At 39.0% G+C, this 18,479-nt stretch carries 21 protein-coding genes; 10 read left to right on the top strand and 11 right to left on the bottom strand.

Annotated features, from left to right (window positions below; all coding sequences use genetic code 11):
* Positions 1-10 precede the first annotated feature (10 nt).
* A complete protein-coding gene (locus tag OK414_RS20115) occupies positions 11-652 on the bottom strand; it encodes an MSMEG_1061 family FMN-dependent PPOX-type flavoprotein (protein ID WP_263044979.1) in 642 nt (213 codons plus the stop codon).
* A 125-nt stretch (positions 653-777) separates the two neighbouring features.
* Entirely contained in the window at positions 778-1,032 is a 255-nt protein-coding gene (locus OK414_RS20110; RefSeq protein ID WP_230184437.1) for a hypothetical protein, read from the bottom strand.
* 297 nt (positions 1,033-1,329) lie between these two features.
* On the opposite strand from OK414_RS20110, the gene OK414_RS20105 reads away from it, so the two are divergent.
* From OK414_RS20105 to OK414_RS20095, 3 genes are all read left to right on the top strand, one after another.
* On the top strand, positions 1,330-2,340 hold the full coding sequence (locus tag OK414_RS20105) for an aldo/keto reductase (protein ID WP_095378612.1): 1,011 nt from the start codon (positions 1,330-1,332) through the stop codon (positions 2,338-2,340).
* Between the two features lie 386 nt (positions 2,341-2,726).
* Positions 2,727-3,149, top strand: coding sequence for a phosphate-starvation-inducible protein PsiE (locus tag OK414_RS20100; RefSeq protein WP_013084516.1), 423 nt, complete (start codon positions 2,727-2,729; stop codon positions 3,147-3,149).
* Between the two features lie 2 nt (positions 3,150-3,151).
* Entirely contained in the window at positions 3,152-3,505 is a 354-nt protein-coding gene (locus OK414_RS20095; RefSeq protein WP_016765150.1) for a DUF2294 domain-containing protein, read from the top strand.
* Between the two features lie 149 nt (positions 3,506-3,654).
* Here the strand turns inward: OK414_RS20095 and OK414_RS20090 are convergent, their stop codons facing one another.
* The 4 genes from OK414_RS20090 to OK414_RS20075 form a co-directional block, all read right to left on the bottom strand.
* Entirely contained in the window at positions 3,655-4,389 is a 735-nt protein-coding gene (locus OK414_RS20090; protein ID WP_095378608.1) for a class I SAM-dependent DNA methyltransferase, read from the bottom strand.
* Between the two features lie 251 nt (positions 4,390-4,640).
* Entirely contained in the window at positions 4,641-5,366 is a 726-nt protein-coding gene (locus tag OK414_RS20085) for an AbrB/MazE/SpoVT family DNA-binding domain-containing protein (protein WP_263044978.1), read from the bottom strand.
* A 692-nt stretch (positions 5,367-6,058) separates the two neighbouring features.
* A complete protein-coding gene (locus OK414_RS20080; RefSeq protein WP_128819961.1) occupies positions 6,059-6,259 on the bottom strand; it encodes a hypothetical protein in 201 nt (66 codons plus the stop codon).
* A 22-nt stretch (positions 6,260-6,281) separates the two neighbouring features.
* Positions 6,282-6,800 carry a ferritin gene (locus OK414_RS20075; protein ID WP_016765147.1) on the bottom strand — a complete coding sequence of 173 codons (519 nt, stop codon included), beginning with the start codon at positions 6,798-6,800 and terminating at the stop codon, positions 6,282-6,284.
* 279 nt (positions 6,801-7,079) lie between these two features.
* Between OK414_RS20075 and pgaC the strand changes: the two genes are divergently transcribed.
* From pgaC to OK414_RS20050, 5 genes are all read left to right on the top strand, one after another.
* A complete protein-coding gene (gene pgaC, locus OK414_RS20070; RefSeq protein WP_095378602.1) occupies positions 7,080-8,336 on the top strand; it encodes a poly-beta-1,6-N-acetyl-D-glucosamine synthase in 1,257 nt (418 codons plus the stop codon).
* Complete coding sequence (gene pgaD / locus OK414_RS20065) at positions 8,294-8,755, top strand: poly-beta-1,6-N-acetyl-D-glucosamine biosynthesis protein PgaD (RefSeq protein ID WP_034649662.1); 462 nt, start codon at positions 8,294-8,296, stop codon at positions 8,753-8,755. The genes pgaC and pgaD overlap by 43 nt, the downstream gene beginning before the upstream one ends.
* On the top strand, positions 8,752-9,618 hold the full coding sequence (locus OK414_RS20060) for a polysaccharide deacetylase family protein (protein ID WP_263044977.1): 867 nt from the start codon (positions 8,752-8,754) through the stop codon (positions 9,616-9,618). Before pgaD ends, OK414_RS20060 begins: the two co-directional genes overlap by 4 nt.
* A gap of 378 nt (positions 9,619-9,996) precedes the next feature.
* The gene (locus tag OK414_RS20055; RefSeq protein WP_263044976.1) at positions 9,997-11,712 is read left to right on the top strand and encodes a putative bifunctional diguanylate cyclase/phosphodiesterase; all 1,716 of its coding nucleotides are present in this window, start codon (positions 9,997-9,999) and stop codon (positions 11,710-11,712) included.
* An 82-nt stretch (positions 11,713-11,794) separates the two neighbouring features.
* Entirely contained in the window at positions 11,795-11,944 is a 150-nt protein-coding gene (locus OK414_RS20050) for a hypothetical protein (protein ID WP_016765142.1), read from the top strand.
* Positions 11,945-11,968: 24 nt separating this feature from the next.
* Here the strand turns inward: OK414_RS20050 and spoIIP are convergent, their stop codons facing one another.
* On the bottom strand, positions 11,969-13,153 hold the full coding sequence (gene spoIIP, locus OK414_RS20045; RefSeq protein ID WP_034649672.1) for a stage II sporulation protein P: 1,185 nt from the start codon (positions 13,151-13,153) through the stop codon (positions 11,969-11,971).
* Positions 13,154-13,343: 190 nt separating this feature from the next.
* Here spoIIP and OK414_RS20040 point away from each other — a divergent pair, with 190 nt between their 5' ends.
* A complete protein-coding gene (locus tag OK414_RS20040; RefSeq protein ID WP_263044975.1) occupies positions 13,344-13,496 on the top strand; it encodes a hypothetical protein in 153 nt (50 codons plus the stop codon).
* Between the two features lie 26 nt (positions 13,497-13,522).
* Here the strand turns inward: OK414_RS20040 and OK414_RS20035 are convergent, their stop codons facing one another.
* Positions 13,523-13,909, bottom strand: a complete 387-nt coding sequence (locus tag OK414_RS20035) for a VOC family protein (RefSeq protein ID WP_016765139.1) — start codon at positions 13,907-13,909, stop codon at positions 13,523-13,525.
* A 172-nt stretch (positions 13,910-14,081) separates the two neighbouring features.
* Here OK414_RS20035 and OK414_RS20030 point away from each other — a divergent pair, with 172 nt between their 5' ends.
* A complete protein-coding gene (locus tag OK414_RS20030) occupies positions 14,082-14,609 on the top strand; it encodes a YcxB family protein (protein WP_263044974.1) in 528 nt (175 codons plus the stop codon).
* A 62-nt stretch (positions 14,610-14,671) separates the two neighbouring features.
* On the opposite strand, the gene OK414_RS20025 is transcribed toward OK414_RS20030, so the two are convergent.
* The 3 genes from OK414_RS20025 to pruA form a co-directional block, all read right to left on the bottom strand.
* Positions 14,672-15,475, bottom strand: coding sequence for a YwqG family protein (locus OK414_RS20025; protein ID WP_263044973.1), 804 nt, complete (start codon positions 15,473-15,475; stop codon positions 14,672-14,674).
* A gap of 172 nt (positions 15,476-15,647) precedes the next feature.
* On the bottom strand, positions 15,648-16,562 hold the full coding sequence (locus tag OK414_RS20020) for a proline dehydrogenase family protein (RefSeq protein WP_047930632.1): 915 nt from the start codon (positions 16,560-16,562) through the stop codon (positions 15,648-15,650).
* Positions 16,563-16,634: 72 nt separating this feature from the next.
* The gene (gene pruA, locus OK414_RS20015) at positions 16,635-18,203 is read right to left on the bottom strand and encodes an L-glutamate gamma-semialdehyde dehydrogenase (protein WP_016765135.1); all 1,569 of its coding nucleotides are present in this window, start codon (positions 18,201-18,203) and stop codon (positions 16,635-16,637) included.
* Between the last annotated feature and the right edge of the window lie 276 nt (positions 18,204-18,479).

The following is an 18,479-nucleotide window of genomic DNA, read 5'->3' as shown; positions in this document are numbered from 1 at the left end:
AAAAGCCGCATTACAGCGGCTTTTTTTCATAGAGGTGCTGAGTTTTGCTTTCTTCGGGATTGGTACGACTTTCTAAAGTGGAAAAGCCTGCGTGTTCTGCGACTATTTGAGCTGCGGAAGGAAGCGTTTCGACTCTTTCCCAAGATTCTGGATTCCACAGCTTTGATCGCTTGAATGCTTTGCTGCAGTGGAGAAAGCATTCTTGTACTTCGACGCCCATAGCGAGCAGCGGAGTTTCGTTTTGAACCGCTATTGTTTCAAGCAGCGCTTTTTCTTTTACAATGCAAGCTTTGCCGTTAATTCGCAGTGTTTCTTCTATGCCTGGAATCAAAAAAAGCAGCCCTATTTGAGGATTAGATAAAATATTTTCCAATGAATCTACTTTTTGATTGCCACGCCTCTCTGGAATCAATAGCCTTTTCTCATCGACAACTTGTACAAAACCAGGGTGATCGCCTCGCGGAGAACTGTCGCAAATACCTTTATAATCAGCTGTAGCGATGATAACAAAAGGGGAATGTTTAATAAATTCCCGGCAGTGTCGATCTAAATAAGAAATTATTTTTTGATGCGCTAATTTGTTAGGCGCGCCGACTATATCGCGAAGCTCTTCCTTCGTTTTTACTTGTTCTTTAAAATGACTGTTTTCCATTGCTTTTTTTCACTCCTACTTTTTGCGTATACTGAAAATACCATTTTCACATGTGAAATACTATATTTTTATATTTAAAAAACAGAAAAATCAGTATATTAAAATGGAGTAGAAGTGCTATAACGCTAGCTTCGGTCTTTTTTTAAATTTTTGATTGCGTTATCAAATATGTCATTAACCGTCTTCATATGTTCGCTGACGAGATGATTCGAGTCTTTTTCTCGCTGGCGCATGTCTTTCAATAAATCATCCATATCATCTAGCAGACTTTGAAAATATTCATCTTTTTGTTCTTCTTTCATTGTGGAATCGTCCATTTCATCAAGCTTATCGAGCTTATCTTCAATTTTTTTGAAGTATTCATCTCTCAAGAATCTCACCTCATTTATAAAGTAGCTTTCTGCTTATTGTATGCAAAATGTTTGTTTGCATGAGTAAGAAGTAGAAAGTACATAAATAAAAGGAGAGCCTGAAAAGCTCATTTACTCCTTAGTAGGTTACTTTTTAGTTCCCATATTACTTTGAAGTGCGTACTTTTTTTTATTGTGTATATGCTTCATAATAAATTTTGTCAGGAGATAATATGACATTTAATGAATAGATCAGTCGTTGAGTTTACCTTCATACTGATCAATTTCTAAAATAGAATTATAAAAATTTCAGGAGGTTTTATGAATATGAGAGAGATACTGCAAGGAAAACTAGGTTTTGGAACGGCACCTCTAGGCAATATGTATCGTAATATTCCAGAAGAAGAGGCTATAGCGACGGTCGATGCAGCTTGGGAAAGCGGCATCCGTTACTTTGATGCAGCTCCTCTTTACGGAGCTGGCTTAGCTGAGATGCGCCTTGGTGAAGCCCTGTCAAAAAGAAATCGCGATGAGTATGTGCTAAGTACGAAAGTAGGTCGCGTCATTTCAGATGAACTAGAAGACACATCTTCACGTGATATGGGAGAAAAAGGCGGACTTTTCGAATTTGGCCGTAAAAATAAAATTATCAATGACTACAGCGCAGATGCCACTCTTCGTTCGGTCGAGCAAAGCTTAAATCGTTTAAAAACAGATCGCTTGGACTTTGTGTATATTCATGATGTTGCGCAAGATTTTTATGGAGATGAGTGGGTAGGACAATTTGAGTCTGCTCGAACGGGCGCATTTCGTGTGCTTACGCGCTTGCGTGAAGAAGGAGTTATTAAAGGATGGGGACTTGGAGTAAACCGAGTAGAACCAATTGAAATCATGCTGGAGTTAGAAGAAGCAAAGCCGGATGTATCATTGCTAGCGGGCCGATACACGCTGTTAGATCATGAACGTGCGCTGCAGCGAGTGATGCCCGAAGCCGTAAAGCATAATATGGACATTGTTGTCGGCGGACCGTACAGCTCAGGCGTTCTTGCTGGAGGTACACACTTTGAATATCAAAAAGCATCTTCAGACATTATGGCAAAAGTAGAAAAAATCAAAGCGATTGCAGATCGTCATCAGATCAGCATTAAAGCCGCTGCTGTACAGTTCTCACTGGCTAATCCAGCGGTTGCTGCTGTTATTCCTGGCGCTAGTCGTCCAGAGCGTATTGCTGAAGACAAAGCGGCATTAAATACAGTAATTCCGGCAGCCTTCTGGGAAGAAATGCGTGAACAAAAGCTTGTAGCTTCTTATGCTCCGCTGCCGATCAATGTTAAATGAAGAAATAGTTAAAAACTATATCAGTGCAAACGCTAAGTAAATCTTTATTTGAAGTTTTGACGTATTGCGCTATAATTAATTGTAAAGAAGCTTATTGATAGAAATTCATTATATATGTTTTTTTATCTTTGGTGACTTGACTATATGTAGATATATGAAGGGCTGGATAACAAGTATTGAAAAATGCTGAGTCGTTAACCCATCATAAAGAAATTTGTACAGCTATGCACAAATCTCTTTATGATGGGTTTTTTTGTGGAGGAGTGGATATGTTGAAGACAACTAATAAAGCAGCAAGCTCTAAAACAGGCTAATAGTTTTTGAGCGTTTTGCTAACATGAATAGAATCAATGTAAGAAAGTTAGATAGAAGGAAGGGATACAAAGGTGTTGGAACTATTTTTACGTAAAAAAAGGCAGTATCTAATTACGACATATCAATTTATTTTAAACGTCTCGCTTATTGTCCTAGGGTTTATACTCGTTTATTTTTTATTGAGAGAGCTTTTTTATATTATGAATGATGCCTTAACAGGAAATAATAATGTTCATAAAATCCTTGGAAAAGTATTGGTTTTCTTTTTATATTTTGCTTTTGTTTCGATGATTATGACTTACTTTAAGGAAAGCTGCCATTTTCCGTTGAGTTATCTTTTATACATTGGAATTACTGCTACAATACGATTTATTATTGTAAATAACAATTATCAAATTGGAAGTTTATTTTTATCGCTAGGAATTATTGCTTTAACGATTAGTTACTTAATGTTAACGAAAAAAAGATTAGAAGATAATGAAAGGAGAATTTGAATATGAGTAGAAATAAGGAGCATGAATTTAGTAATTTAGTGCGCGAAATCCGTAAGGAGCAGGTTGGAAATGGACCGAGAGAAATTACTACTCGCTTTGTAGATGCGTGGGCTGTTAGTGAAATGAAAGGCAATCTTACGAATGTAGAAAAATTTATGATAACTTCTCCTGAAGGCAAAAGAATGGTTCATGAGGCACGTACAGAGCTAGTGAAAAAAATTTATGATTGCTCCGAGATACGAGATAAGTTTGAAAAACTTGTTCATGCAAAAATTGTAAGAGTTTTTTCAGACATTAATATTGAAGAAGATGTTGCGATGACTACTTTTGTTTTTGATAAAAAGTTAGACGATTAACTAAAATAGTTTTTTGAAAGAAAGAGGGATTTAGTGACGCCAAACAACAGAGACATAGCGTATGTTGCTGTTGTGAAGAGTAAGTGTAAAAGAGCATCAAAGCCTTTGTTTCCTTAACAAAGGCTTTGATGCTCTTTTCATCTAGGCGCTTATCTATTCTTCACGCCGCTCATCAGTAAAAACAAAGGAATACGCATTCGCCGCTCGTAAGTTTCAGCGCTGTCGAAATATTCTTTTTGAGGACATGCTTCTTTTAAATTTGTAACGGTGAATCCGCTTTGCTGCATCAAAGAAAAGTACTCTTCAAGCGTGCGATGATACTTTTGAACGTATCCGCCCATCCAGTGCTGCTGACGGAATCCCATTGAGAAGTAGTTATCCACGGTCCAGTTTGTGCGCAGAGCAGAAGGCTGCAAAGTGGAAGTAATGACTGGGTGTTCAACGGAAAAAATAAATCTTCCTTCAGGTTTGAGTGCTTGATTCACTTTAGTGAAAATGGAAGCTAAGTCTTCCATGTAGTGGAGAGACAGTCTTGCAGTAACCAAATTGTATTCGGTGCGTGGTGGAGTATAATGCTCCATCGATTCATGGAGCACTCTTGCATTTGGATAGTTTAAAAGCTGTTGCTGAGCCGCGTTTATCATATTGATCGAGCCGTCTACCCCGGTATAAGAGAAACATCCCTGTTCAAGAAGCTCCGTGCCAAATCCAGCGTTTCCGCACCCTAAATCTAAAACGTTTGCATCTGTAACATCACCTAGAAGCTGTAAAATGGCCGGTTTTTCAATCGTATCGTTGGCATTTTCTTTTTGCTGCCGGCGTTTTGTATAGGCCAAAAACGTCTCGTCATTATCGTAAAATTCAGTTCCTGTTGAAATCTTCAACTAAATCAGCCTCCTCTATGCAAAGTACCTCATTATACAGGTATATTGAAATTATTTACAAATATTTTGATAGATATGGAAATGGCTTTTTTATTTTGGAAGTAGTGCTATTATGTGGAGTAACCGGCTTGTACACGTTTACGGAAGATAAGTCTAAAAGCTAAGAGTTGAGTATAGAAAGGGTGAATCTATGCGTAACTCTTAGCTTTTGCAATGAAGTCGTAGGGAACCATTTGTTTTTTGCGTCGTTCTTATTTCGATAATTTTTCAACAATTGCTGCGTCTATTTGCTGAGATAATACGCTGCTAATCTCTTTTTCATTCTCCACTTTTTCTAAAATGAGCTGCTTATTACTCTTCTTTATTTTTAACATCGTACCTGAGTGAATAGAGAAATCATCTCGCAGCTTTTTAGGAATAGTAAGTCGAAAACGGTCATCAATTTTTCGAGATTGAGCCGTAAATGTTAAAGTCGTTTTCTTACCAAAACTCATTTCATATTTTTGAATCACAACGTTATTTTCCTGGTTAATAAAAAATTGAACCTCCATGTTGGCATCCAATTCGACTGACGTTAAAAGTTCAGAAGTGAGCTGAATCTGCCGTCCGGTTAATGTTGCATAATAAGGGGGAGGCGCCGCAGGTTTTTGTGAAAGCGCTATCGATTTTTCGTCTCTTTTTTTCATCACAATTTGCTGTTCTACCACGTATAGTTCTACATAATCAAAGGGCTTAAGTTCATAGTCATCTCGCAGGGATTTTGGAATGACTATTCTACTCATGTGGTCAATTGTTCGAATGAAGATACGAGAAGGAACCGGGACATTTCCATCATGATGATCGATAATAATCCAATCATCACAGCTCCGTAAAAAAACTTTGTCGTTCGTCTCGAGTTTTGTTAGTTGCATAAACAAAGAAGGAAGGGATACTCTTCCCATTTCGTCAATTATACACTCTTCTTTTTTTGTACGCATCTTGCTACTTAATCCTTTCTAAAAACAGTTTAGATGGGGTATGTTACTTAAATTACACAGCATTTATTTCTTTGTCAAATGAAGCAAATGAGTATTTATTCATCCTACAGATTGAGAAATACAGGAAGTTTGACCTCATTCAGTAGATGCACAGCTGTCCCATGTAAAAGGTAATTATCTGAAGAAAACAGTTAATCTGTTAATTAGAAAAGCATAGAATAAAAGCGTTTTTCTTTCTTTTGATTTTATTGTCAGAAACAAAGGTTTAAAAAGGAGCTTCCTTCCTTTTCTAAAGAGTAGGTTTTTTATTAACAAAATGCAGCCAGATTTACGCTCAATGATGAATAGATTTATGCATATTAAGTCTAGAAAAAAATTTCAAGCGGTGCTTTTTTCACTTGTTTTGGAGAGCAGTCATAGTTGGAAAATAAAGAAAAAAGCTCAAAGCAATGAGCTTTGAACCAATTTTTATCGTTTTTCAACCAGCAGTAAGATGAAGGTAGCAAGCGGTCCTAAGGCAAGAGATAATAAAAACCAGTTCAGACCCGTTCGATTTTTACCTTAATTGTTTCTTTATATGAGTAACAAAATCTATATTAGCATAAATATCCAAATTTTTGATTGGGATTCCTGAATTAGGGTGGAGAAACGGTGAATTTTTTCATGAAGCAAAATTCTCTATTTTCCTTAACTTAGTGAAGGTAGTAGTGAATAAGAGAAGGATGCACGGAGTAGACGTGAACGTATTGAGGCCGATGATAGTGAAGCTGATGCATATATTGATTCATAAGCCTTTGAATGGCGTCATACACATTGGGCGGATATCCATAATAGCCGTGATGAATACCAACTCGAAACAAGGAAAGGGGCGTCGTGTTATTGGTTCTGCACATTGTTCTACGCTCTTCTGCGCTTTTAACCTTGCGCAGCTGCTCCACCCGCTGGTGCAGCTTTTCGCTGTCCTAGTTCTTGATCGAGTATAAAGATAGCTGCAGGGTTATTTTGGGCGATTTTTAAACGGTCTACAATCGTTTGAGCTTGAGCTTCTTCGTCGACTTGTTCTCGTAAAAAGTCCTGCACGATGACTAACGTTTGAGGGTCATTCGCTTGGTTGATAAATTGAAACGCTTGACGATAAGAATTCGTGACGAACTTCTCATGCTCCAATACTTTTTGAAACGTTTCTAACGGTGTCCCAAACTCACTTGGCTGAGCAGGCAAAGAGCTTAATTCTACCGTTCCGCCGCGGTCAACTAAGTAGTCAATGAGTTTTAGCATATGAGTGCGTTCTTCTTCAGACTGCAGACGCAGCCAGCTGCCCATTCCTTTATAGTTTAATCGATTCATATAGTTAGACATAGCTAGGTATAAAGTCGAAGAGACGTGTTCAAGTTGAATTAAGTTATTGAGCAGCTTTTGAATTTGTTCGTTCATAGTTGTTATTCCTCCTTAGGGAAAAGTTTTTTTTCGTATACTACCTGCAATCATCACGCTTTTAATCTACAAAGATACTATATGTCACGTCTTTAAGTAGGTAACTTGCCCATCCTTTATTGGTGCTTCTTACTTACATATAAGAGTTGTATAATATAGGAATAAAAATAGTTTAAAAGTATTTTTTTAGATGGTTAAAATTACTATGTTCTATTTAACCAATTTAGTGATAAAATTGTCACTCTGTGCAATTTTAATTGGTGTGAAGGAGTCAGAAAAATGAATATGCAACACGTATTAATACCTGGATTTGAAAAGCTTGCGAGCTTTGTTTTCTGGTACCCATTTATTATGTCTTTATTTTGGATTGCAGGCACGCTTATTTACATACGCTATCGCGACCGAGATCCTAAAGTTGATTTTTCAACAATTGCCTGGCCGTTAGTGAGCTTTTTAGTGCCTTGCTATAACGAGGAAGAGACGATTGAAGAAACGCTTAAGCACCTTTTGGCGTTAGATTATCCGTCTAAAGAAATCATCCTTATTAACGATGGCAGTACGGATGGAACAGCTGATATTTTAAAAGAAATCAGCAGAAATCACCCTGAAGTTCGTGTGATTCAGCTTTATGAAAATAAAGGAAAAGCCAACGCGTTACATTTAGGTGCGCACGCATCTAAAGCTGAGTTTTTAATCTGCTTAGATTCCGACGCTATTTTAGATCAAGACGCTCCATATTATCTAATCCACCATTTTCTTCATAAAGGGGAACGGCTGGGAGCCGTTACCGGAAATCCGCGCATTCGAAACCGCAATACGCTGCTGAGTCGCATTCAGCTAGTTGAGTATTCTTCTATTATCGGTTCTATTAAACGGACACAGCGAATTTTAGGAAAAGTAATGACGGTCTCAGGCGTAGTAGTAGCTTTTCGAAAGAAAGCACTTGTAGACGTTGAGCTGTGGGATCGTGACATGATTACGGAAGATATCGCCGTGAGCTGGAAGCTGCAGCAGCGCTTTTGGGATATCCGCTATGAACCGCGGGCATTGTGCTGGATGCTTGTGCCCGAAACCTTAAAAGGAATTTGGAACCAGCGAGTACGCTGGGCTCAAGGCGGACAAGAGGTAATGCTTCGCCACTGGAAAGTGTTATTAAAATGGAAGCAGCGCAGAATTTGGATTGTATACCTAGAGCAGTGGATCAGTACCCTTTGGTCATTCGCATGGCTGTTTGTGACTATCATGCTGCTTGTTACGGCGAGCAGCCCCCAAGACATGCTGTTTTGGTTTACGTTTACGTCATTTTCCCTTGTGTTTATGAGCTTAATTCAACTGTTTATTGCGCTGAAAATTGATTCGAAATACGATAACGTGAAGCGGTATTACGTATGGGCTGCATGGTACCCAGCGCTTTATTGGATTGTGAATACGATTGTGGTAGTGGGCGCATTTCCTCGTGCTATCAGATCTAGAGTGAAAGGAGGCTATGCTACATGGAGCAGTCCAGACCGCGGCTTAACGAAGAGCAAATCATGATTCAAGCCAAACAGCCTCTTGCTCGATTAGTGGTAAGCATCATTGTTTCATCTGTTTTTTGGCTCTATTGTGCCATTGTTCTTTGGTTTTTTCTTTCAGCTGTTATCGGCGTAAATGACCGTTACAGCGGGGTATTAAAAATTGCGTTCAAAACGACGAACGGCGAAATTCGAACGTTTTTAGTAATTGGACTTGCTATTTTTTGCTTCTTTTTCCTGGCTCTGTTTTTATGGAGATCCTACAACAAAAAGAGATTTGGAAGCTTAAACCGACGAAAAGAGCCGGCGTATACGAGTATTAAAGATTTAGAGCGTCTTGAGCTTTTATCTAAGGATCAAATTCAAGAGCTTCAGCGTGCACAGTACATCGAGTTTGATGTTAATCCGTTAAAACATACTGAAGAGAGGAAGCACGCATGAAGAAATATGTATTCTTTCTTTTGATTGCGGCAGCGGTAGTTGGCTTTATTTTCTTTAAAGTAGTGAACTGGGAAGACAAGGCGAAAGCAACAACGACCGTGGAGCCAGCGCTTGAGACGAACGGATGCTTAGGTTTAAATTATCATCGCGTGCGCAAGCATAATTGGTTTAATCGAGTTGTCAGCTCAGTTACAAAGTCTGACGAACTGACAGAGTACAGCGTCTATAGCAATGATTTTGAACATCAGTTAAAAAAGCTGAAGGAACTTGACACTACGTTTGTTACACCAAAAGATATTGAAGCGTATCAGCAAAAAGGCACGTTTCCAAAACGCTGCGTATGGATTTCATTCGATGATATCGACCGTACTGTTTATCAAAACGCGTTTCCTATTTTAAAAAAGGAAAACATTCCGTTTACGCTATATGTAATCGCAGGACAAGTGGGGGCAACGGATTTTCAAAATTTAAACATGGCTTCGTGGAGTCAGCTAAAAGAAATGAAAGACAGCGGCCTTGCGACAATCGGTTCGCATACATATGATATGCACCGTTTAGAAGAAGACAAGCCTTTATTTCTGACGGCTGCTAAATACAGCGCGTTTGCTGAAGATTTACGAAAAAGCAAAGAAACGATTAAGAACCATTTAGGAATAGACCCGGTTTACTTTGCATATCCATACGGCAATACAAATGATGACGTAGCTAAGATTGTAAAAGATGCTGGTTTTCACCAAGCAGCTATCCTAGCCCCCCACCTTATTACAAAAGATAACGATCCTTATTATCTGAATCGAATTATTGTATACAACAAAACCTTTCAAAACCTTATTCTTCCTTGGCTGACACGTACGAGCACGTAAGAAGAAAATGTAAAAAGCCTCTGTCTAAAGCAGAGGCTTTTTTTTGTTCACCATCAAAAGGTATGTCGATTAAGTGAAGAAAGTACACTTTCATTTCTATAAAAATCATTTTAATGGTACCATAGAAAAGTTGTAATAAAAGACATGGATAAACGAAACAATCTATCAATTTTTTACGAACTTCTTGTAAGAAGTTTCTGAAGGTGAAAAGAGGAAAACAGCGATCCTACGTTTGTTATTTTAATAATGTAAGGTAATCAGACAAACCAATCCGTTGTCCGTTACTGGTTAATTTGTATTCATTATTCACGATTCCTCTCTATCATTTCGTCATGGGTTTTGTTTTATCGTTAAAATTTTGATAAAGGTGTATAGGCTATGGAAAATAGGCATTTTGAATATAAATTTAAAGAAGCGCTGAAAAAACTAAATGATATTGAACTTGCGTTAAATGAATCATCGATTGTAGCAATTACGGATAGTCGCGGATTCATCAATCACGTGAACGATAAATTCTGTGAAATTTCTAAGTACGAAAGACATGAGCTTCTCGGTCAGGATCATCGTATTATTAATTCGAAACATCATTCAAGCTTGTTTTTTAAAGAGTTATGGAGCACGATCAGGTCCGGTAAGGTATGGCACGGAGAAATAAAAAATAAGGCAAAAGACGGTTCGTCCTACTGGGTGGATACAACCATTGTTCCTTTTTTAGATGAGCGGGGTAAGCCGTATCAGTACGTATCGATTCGCAATGATATTACAAAACGAAAAGCATATGAAGAGAAAATTAAGCAAATGGCTTATTATGATCCGTTAACCAATTTGCCTAATCGCTACTGGTTAAACAAGCAGCTGAAAAAACTGCTTCTAAATCGAGAATCTCCTGAACTGCTGGCCATTTTATTTTTGGATTTAGACCGCTTTAAATCAATAAATGATATGCATGGCCATCATCACGGCGATGTGCTGCTGAGGCGCGTAGCAGAAAGGTTAAGAAAATGTATTCCTTCCTCTGATTTTATCTCGAGGCACGGGGGCGATGAGTTCATTTTAGTGCTGCATTCACTAAAAACTGTTGAGGAAATTGAAGAAATGACCGAACAGATTGTAAAAGAAATGGCGCTTCCTTTTTATATAGACGGTGATAAAGTGTTAACCTCTACAAGCGTTGGCATCAGCCTATTTTCAAAGGAATGTCAGCAGCATATTATTCCAAAAGACGCAGATGAACTAATCGACCGGCTGATCAAGCAAGCAGATATTGCGATGTATGTAGCAAAACGGAATGGACGAAACACATATGAAATGAGTTCGTCTTCATCTAATGAACGAATAATTAAAACAATCAGCATGGAGAATGAGTTAAAGTATGCGCTAGAAAGAGATGAGTTTCAGCTCGTTTATCAGCCGTTAATCGATTTGAAAACGTCTGATGTCATAGGGGCAGAAGCGCTTATTCGCTGGAATAGCGCAAAGTTTAGTACCGTCTATCCAAATGAATTTTTGCCTATTTTAGAAGAAGTGGGTCTAATTGTGCCGGTTGGCAAGTGGGTGTTAGAAGAAGCGTGTAAGCAGATGAAAGCATGGACGGAGCTGAATTCACTAGCGAGTAAAATAGGAGTGAACGTATCACCTATTCAGCTGAAGTCCTCACGATTCGTAGCGGAGATGGAACAAATTTTGAAAAGAACGGGCCTTGAGCCGCGCTTTCTGGAACTTGAAATCACTGAAAGCGTTATTCAAAACAGTCAAGAATCAAAAAAAGTGTTAAACCGTCTGCGGAGTCTAGGCGTAAAAGTGGCGATGGATGATTTCGGAACGTGCTATTCATCCCTTAGCTATCTCAAACACTTGCCGATTAATACGTTAAAAATTGATAAATCATTTATTGACGACTTAGACGAAGTTGGAAAAGTGCTCGTGGAAACGATTATTCAAATGGGAAAGAAACTTAACTTTGATCTAACTGCAGAAGGAATCGAAAACGAAGAACAGCTGCAGTTTGTGACGGAGCAAGGCTGTCATATCGGTCAAGGCTATCTATTCGATAAGCCGCTTTCTCCCGAGGAAATGAGCCGTTTGTTGAAATGAAGGAAAATCCTATGTACAGAAAGAAGCTCTTTAATAGAGCTTTTTTTATGGTTTTTAATCGTATGGAAGGAGTGAGGAATTTGTGAAAGAGTACGTTGGAATCTGCACAGTATGTCAAAAGAACGTGTACTGTTTAGAGGGATTTTTAAACGGTGTGGTTGTTGAAGGGAAGCTGGTGTGCTTTGCGTGTGAAAAAGAGGAGAAGCGTGACTCTCATAAAAACAAAAACTAGCTACCTGGGGTAGCTAGTTTTTGTTTACTGCGCATTCACTTTTTCAGCTTGCCAGTAATACTCGCTGAACACATCAGAAAAAGCTTTGACGGTATTTGTGAGTTCTTCCATATTGTTATCGACGCCCCCTACTTCAATTAAAATGGAGCGGTCGGATAAGTCTTGATTATATAGCCCGTTATTGCCGCTTGTTTTCTTTTTGCTTAATACTCCGCGGCTAAGACCTGGATATTTTTCCTCTAGTTTTTCATGGATCGCTTTGGCCATTTTCACGTTTTCATCAAATTTCGGATTCGCTTCACCTAATACAATCATCATTTTAGCGTACGATTTGCCGTTAATAGCAGCCGTTGTTTTTTCTTGGCGCAGTGAATCACGATGAATATCGATTAAATAATCGACGTCTTTGTTTTGCTGAAGAGCCGTTTCCACGACGCTGCGAGACATCATATAGGCTCGTCCTGTACCCCAGCCTTTTTCATTCAGCTTTTGCGTCATATTAGTTGTATCTACTTCCGAACCGATTCCGTCTGCTTTTAATTCCATTCCTAGCATTTGACCAACGAGCGTAATGTTGGTTTTGTTATCAACGGCTTTATTTTCATTCGCTTCACCTTGCATACCAAGTAAAGGGAAATAAGATTCCCAGCTGTGCGTGTGGTAGATGTACACAACTTTTCTGTCTCCCGTACTTTGCTTGGCCTGTACTTGAGACTGTTTTTTGCTTTCTTCGTACGTTTTGCTTTCAGCAGGATCCAAATCACGCTCGCCTGAAATGCTTTCGAGAGGAGGAGCCGATTCATGGGGAATCGTGGTATAATCCGTTCCTTCACCGGCTAATAGAATATGAGAATCAAAAATAGAAAAGCCGGGCAGTTCTGATCCAAATAGACTTCTTGTATCTGCCACGCGAATATTCGTCGCCAGCTGCAGGGCGACAGAAGAGAGAGGAGGCGGGGAGAAGTCTTCTTCAAAGGCATGAGAGAAATGATGGTTTTCCGTATGCATGAAGTAGAACAAGCTTTGGGCTTTATAATTTGATAGTGCTTGATAGACAACGTTTGAGCGCAGCGTATGCTGAAGAGTTGAATACGTGACGGTAAAAATAGCGGCTGATGTTAAAAGAACAAATAGTATAGCGATAATTAATGATTTATAAGAAAGGATCCAAAAAAGCTTTTTAGGCTTTTCAGTAAACTTATTTTTCATAGAGTAAACCTCCTCTAATAAAATTTTGAAATCAGCGGATGAGAACTCTAAGAGGAGAATGTTATGTATCTACTATTTACTCTATTAAAAAGAAATAGAAATATGATAGAAACCATGATATTTAACACAACATAAAAAAGCTTATATTAGGGCATACTGTGAAAAAACGGTGCGTATTGGAGCTGGTTAGATGAACGACTCATGGATTTATCATCATTTTATTAATACATTTTTATTTCCTTTAACAATTTTTAGCGTGGCATTTTGTGTGCTGGGGATGTTGCTATACATGCTGTGGAAAGAAAAGCAAAAAGAAGGACCAAAAGAAAACAAGAGCTTTTAAATAAGAGCTCTTGTTTTGTCGAACATTCAGTTAGAAAAAGGGAGGTTCACTTTCTCTAAGAACTCCATTCGGTTGCCAAAAGGATCATCCACGTAAATTCTTTCGACGCCGGTAATGTTTTTGTCTTCTATAAAAGAAATACCGAAGCTAGCCAGATGATCTTTGAACGCAGGGAGGTTTTTGACGTGAAAGCCTGGATGCGCTTTTTTTGCGGGTGAAAAGGCAGGTTCAACACCAATATGCAGCTGATAAGAACCAAATTCAAACCACATGCCGCCGCGCTTTTTTAGACTTTCGGGTTTTTCGACTTCTGTTAAGCCAAGAACGGTTCCGAAAAAGTGTCGTGCTTCGCTTTCTGAATTCGGTGGTGCAGCTAGCTGAACATGATCAATATGCGTCAGTGTAAAAGTCATAAACATTCCTCCTTAAATAGTAGAGTACTAGTTAAGTTTACGTGATGTATCACTGTAAATAAATGACAAAAAGATGATGCTTTTCATAAGAAAAACTTATTATTTTATATACATATAACACCAAATGAAGTATATTTTATTTTGTTGTTATTTAAGAGAATTGGAGATTAATATGGAATATCACTATACGTTAACTAAAGATGATTACGTAGCCTTTAACATGCATCACGCTCAATATTCGGAAAGAGTACAAAAAGTGCTGAGAGTTCAGCGATGGATGTCGCTTATTTTTCTTCTTATTCCTTTGCTTGTTTCGTGGGTTGAAGGAGAATTTTTACTTAGCATGTTCGCAGCGTTTGCACTGCTTGCGGTGCTGTGGTTTCTATTTTATCCGAAGTACTTTTACGGAAGTATTAAAAAGAACATTGTAAAGGTAATAAATGAAGGAGATAACAGCAGTCTGACGGGTAAGCATACTATGATGGTTACGGAAGATGGCTTGGTAGAGAAAAGCTCAAAAGGAGAAGTGAAGACTCCTTGGTCAAGCATCACTCAAATTAGAGAAACCGATGAACATATCTTTATTCTTGTTAGCGCAATGAGCGGATACGTTATTCCTACAAGCACATTTGCAGATGCAAAAGCGCTACAGCAGTTTAAAGAAACGCTGAATGCTGCAAGAGACGAAAAAACAGGCTGAGTAGTAAATAATAATAATGTGGAAAAACGCCCTCTTAGATACTTTTCTAAGAGGGCGTTTTGTTAACAGCAGTCCCAGTTGTATAAAACATCTCTAAAGTTACGGTTGCGAAGGTCTTTTTCTTTAATAAAGAAATTGGCCACACCCGCATCACCAAACATAATATCCGCTTCGTCGTCCATGGCGAATTGAAGAAGCAGAACATCGTATGCTCGCAGCGCTTCATCGTAGTCTCGAGGATCGCTTTGAGTGAAAAAAGCGTATCCGCCCATTTTATGATACTCGCCCGTAAGCTCATCCCAGTAGATTTCTTCAGTTTCTTCATCTTCAAATAAATCTGATTCTATATCATTATATCGATAGTCAGTGGGGGAAGCGGGTTCGATTTTTATTTCAAACTGTAAGCCTACTTCTTGAGGAATAGGGAACATATCCCGGTCAATGTCTTCAAGATACGTAAAATCGGTTGTTAGCTTTTTTTTATCTGTGGTTACGTCTTCATAAAAAACGACGCGAAAGTCTTTTTGAGCCGTAGGATGGTCAAAATCAAGACCGTACATATCGCCCGTGCTTTCGTTATTAGCTCCGCAAATGAAAAATTGAAGCATGCCTTGAATGGGCATATTTTCATAGGAAGGTACTTCAGAAAAATTGATTTGTGCCATCAGGAGCATCGGCTTACCTTGAGAATCAAGAGGATGATTTGCTTCTAGAGGAAGGTAAGGGTTGCCGCCAAACTTGCTTTCATATAATTTTGGACTGTTCATAACCGTATTGATGTGGATGTAAGGCTTACATGTTTTTTCGATTTCTTTTCGGTAAGGTTCTAGCTTAGGAGGCAGTTCTAATTTTGATAGAGGATTCATATGTACTCTCCTTTTTGTTTGAAATAAAAAGAACGTTTGTTCGTATTTTTATTTTACCTTAATACATACTGAAAGGGAAGAGAAATCGTATAAAAAATCCCTTTGCAGAAGCATCTACAAAGGGCACAAAGAAATGATAGCGTTTTCATTAAGAAACTTACTAAATGCCTGCTTATTTAGAAAAGAATCCTTTTAAAGCAAATGCGACGTTTTGCGGTCTTTCCGCTAAGCGGCGCATAAAGTAGCCAAACCAGTCGTTGCCAAATGGAACGTATACGCGCATTGTATAGCCTTCTTTTGCAAGGCTAAGCTGCATGTCTGTGCGGAATCCGTACAGCATTTGAAATTCAAACTGCGTGCGCGGGATGTTGTTTTTGTGAGCGAACTCTTTTACTTTTGCAATAATATTGTGGTCGTGAGATGCAATAGCCGTGTATGTTCCGCTGAGCAAATGTTCTTCAATGATTCGCATATAGTTTTCGTCAATTTGGGCTTTGTCTTGAAACGCCACGGTTGGTGATTCTTGATACGCGCCTTTTACCAATCGAAGAGGAATGCCTTTTAGCTCTTTTACGTCTTGTTCAGCGCGGAACAGGTAAGCTTGAATAACCGTTCCAACATTATCAAACGTCTCGCGAAGCTCTCGTAAAATATCCAGCGTCATTTGACAGTGAGCGTAGTCTTCCATGTCGATTCGGACGAAGTTATCGTATTTTTTCGCTGTTTCAAGAATGCGGCGCATGTTCTCAACGCAAAAACTGCGGTCAATATCTAAACCGAGCTGCGTCATTTTGACAGATAAGTTGCACGTTACACCGGCTTGCCCCATAGCTTCCAGCGTTCTGACATTATATTGAGTCGCTTCGATAGCCTCTTCTTTGCTTGAAACAAATTCCCCTAAATGATCAAGCGTACAAACAAGTCCTTTTTCATTCAGTTCCCGTACTTTTTTGATCGCATGTTCAATCGTGTCGCCAGCTACCACTTGAGCTGCACCAAAGCGAAGACCCCATTTTTTCGCCGCTTTGTTTAGCGCTTTATTTTGGGAAGCGTGAAGAAACACATTTTTAGATACCTCTGCTAACATAAATATCTCCCCCTATAGAAAAAATCCCTTGTTGTTTTAAGATAGAGCAGCCTAAGGCTGCTCTACTGAGTATTAAAGCGTCGTGCTTGTTGTTTTTGCTTGCAGGTGCAGAATCAAGTAATCAGGACCGCCAGCTTTTGAATCTGTTCCTGACATGTTAAATCCGCCAAACGGCTGGTACCCAACGATGGCACCTGTACAACCGCGGTTGAAGTAAAGGTTTCCGACGTGGAACTCTTCTTTTGCCCGTTCGATGTGCTCAGGCGTATTTGAAAGAAGGGCACCTGTTAAACCGTAGTCTGTATTATTAGCAATTTCCATCATATGATCGAAGTCGCGCGCTTTGCAGAATGCTACGACTGGGCCGAAGATTTCTTCTTGCATTAAACGTGCTTTTTCATCTACATCTGCAATAATCGTAGGCTGAATGAAGTAGCCTTTTGAATCATCTGCTTCTCCGCCCGTCATTAAACGGCCTTCTTCTTTACCGATTTCAATGTACTTTGTAATTTTGTTGAAAGAAGCCTGGTCAATAACAGGTCCCATATACGTGTTCACATCTTCAGGACTTCCCATTGTTAATGTTTTTGTCAGCTCAACTGCTTTTTCAAGAACGATATCGTATACGTCTTGGTGAACAACTGCACGAGAGCCTGCTGAACACTTTTGTCCAGAGAAGCCAAATGCTGAATACACAATAGAAGAAGCAGCTAAATCTAAATCAGCATCTTTATCTACAACGACCGTATCTTTACCGCCCATTTCAGCAATAACGCGTTTTAGCCAGATTTGACCAGGCTGTACTTTTGCCGCGCGTTCATAGATGCGGCAGCCTACTTCACGCGAACCTGTAAATGAAACGAAGCGTGTTTTTGGGTGATCTACTAAATAGTCGCCAATTTCGCTTCCGCTTCCCGGCACGTAGTTCAGTACGCCGTCTGGAAGGCCAGCTTCTTTCATTACTTCTACAAATTTTGCTGCGATAACCGGTGTGTTGTTAGCAGGTTTTAATAGAACCGTATTTCCTGCTACGATTGCTGCTGCTGCTGTTCCCGCCATGATTGCTAACGGGAAGTTAAAAGGTGAAATAATAACGCCGACACCAAGCGGAATGTAGTTAAATTTATTTTCTTCACCGTCGCGGCTCTCCACAGGCGCACCGTCTTTTAGCTGCACCATTTGGCGAGCGTAGTATTCAAGGAAGTCAATTGCTTCTGCTGTATCAGCATCTGCTTCTTTCCACGGTTTTCCGGCTTCTTTCACAAGGTAAGCTGAAAATTCATGCTTGCGGCGGCGAATAATGTCCGCTGCGCGGAAAAGAATATCTGCTCGTGCTTCCGGCGCTTCTTTTTTCCACGTATTAAAGGTAGAAAGTGCTGCCTGCATTGCTTTTTCAGCCAAGTCTTGATCTGCTTTTGACACGCGGCCGATAACTTCTGTTTTATTTGCTGGGTTAATGGACTGAATTTGATCTTCTGTTGTAATTAATTCTCCGCCAATTACAAGAGGATAGTCCTTGCCAAGCTCTGATTGTACAAGTTCTAATGCAGATTCAAATGCATCTTTGTTTTGTGCAATCGTAAAGTCTGTAAAAGGCTCGTGTTTGTATTGTTTGATTTCGTTGATATTCATTGTGTTCATTTTCATTACCCCTTTTTTTAGAAAATTTGCAACATAATTAATATTCCAACACCCTATACCTGTATTATAATCACCTTATTATCGTTTTGTACATAGTTTTTTAACAAAAATGTTCAAAAAAATTTAAAAATATACACTTTTGTTTAAATGTACAATGAAGCTATGGTTTTTATAGTGATTTTGAACAAAACGAAAAGAAAGGAGTGTCGGTAAAGTATAAGAAAAGATGTTTTGAAGTAAAGAATTACGATAGGGGAAAGAGTTTATCGGTAGTAA

The sequence above is a fragment of the Priestia sp. JV24 genome, from assembly GCF_025910025.1.
Lineage (GTDB): Bacteria > Bacillota > Bacilli > Bacillales > Bacillaceae_H > Priestia > Priestia megaterium.
Note: the sequence above shows the minus strand (reverse complement) of the source record. Positions and strands in the feature narration are given on the sequence as shown.

Excerpts from the sequence above, each read along its gene's own strand:
- OK414_RS20055 (WP_263044976.1), top strand. The coding sequence starts at position 9,997 with ATGGAAAATAGGCATTTTGAATATAAATTTAAAGAAGCGCTGAAAAAA.
- OK414_RS20025 (WP_263044973.1), bottom strand. The coding sequence starts at position 15,475 with ATGAATCCTCTATCAAAATTAGAACTGCCTCCTAAGCTAGAACCTTAC.
- OK414_RS20095 (WP_016765150.1), top strand. The coding sequence starts at position 3,152 with ATGAGTAGAAATAAGGAGCATGAATTTAGTAATTTAGTGCGCGAAATC.
- OK414_RS20060 (WP_263044977.1), top strand. The coding sequence starts at position 8,752 with ATGAAGAAATATGTATTCTTTCTTTTGATTGCGGCAGCGGTAGTTGGC.
- OK414_RS20080 (WP_128819961.1), bottom strand. The coding sequence starts at position 6,259 with ATGTGCAGAACCAATAACACGACGCCCCTTTCCTTGTTTCGAGTTGGT.
- OK414_RS20085 (WP_263044978.1), bottom strand. The coding sequence starts at position 5,366 with ATGCGTACAAAAAAAGAAGAGTGTATAATTGACGAAATGGGAAGAGTA.
- OK414_RS20105 (WP_095378612.1), top strand. The coding sequence starts at position 1,330 with ATGAGAGAGATACTGCAAGGAAAACTAGGTTTTGGAACGGCACCTCTA.
- pgaD (WP_034649662.1), top strand. The coding sequence starts at position 8,294 with ATGGAGCAGTCCAGACCGCGGCTTAACGAAGAGCAAATCATGATTCAA.
- pgaC (WP_095378602.1), top strand. The coding sequence starts at position 7,080 with ATGAATATGCAACACGTATTAATACCTGGATTTGAAAAGCTTGCGAGC.
- OK414_RS20030 (WP_263044974.1), top strand. The coding sequence starts at position 14,082 with ATGGAATATCACTATACGTTAACTAAAGATGATTACGTAGCCTTTAAC.
- pruA (WP_016765135.1), bottom strand. The coding sequence starts at position 18,203 with ATGAACACAATGAATATCAACGAAATCAAACAATACAAACACGAGCCT.
- OK414_RS20040 (WP_263044975.1), top strand. The coding sequence starts at position 13,344 with ATGAACGACTCATGGATTTATCATCATTTTATTAATACATTTTTATTT.
- OK414_RS20075 (WP_016765147.1), bottom strand. The coding sequence starts at position 6,800 with ATGAACGAACAAATTCAAAAGCTGCTCAATAACTTAATTCAACTTGAA.
- spoIIP (WP_034649672.1), bottom strand. The coding sequence starts at position 13,153 with ATGAAAAATAAGTTTACTGAAAAGCCTAAAAAGCTTTTTTGGATCCTT.
- OK414_RS20115 (WP_263044979.1), bottom strand. The coding sequence starts at position 652 with ATGGAAAACAGTCATTTTAAAGAACAAGTAAAAACGAAGGAAGAGCTT.
- OK414_RS20035 (WP_016765139.1), bottom strand. The coding sequence starts at position 13,909 with ATGACTTTTACACTGACGCATATTGATCATGTTCAGCTAGCTGCACCA.
- OK414_RS20020 (WP_047930632.1), bottom strand. The coding sequence starts at position 16,562 with ATGTTAGCAGAGGTATCTAAAAATGTGTTTCTTCACGCTTCCCAAAAT.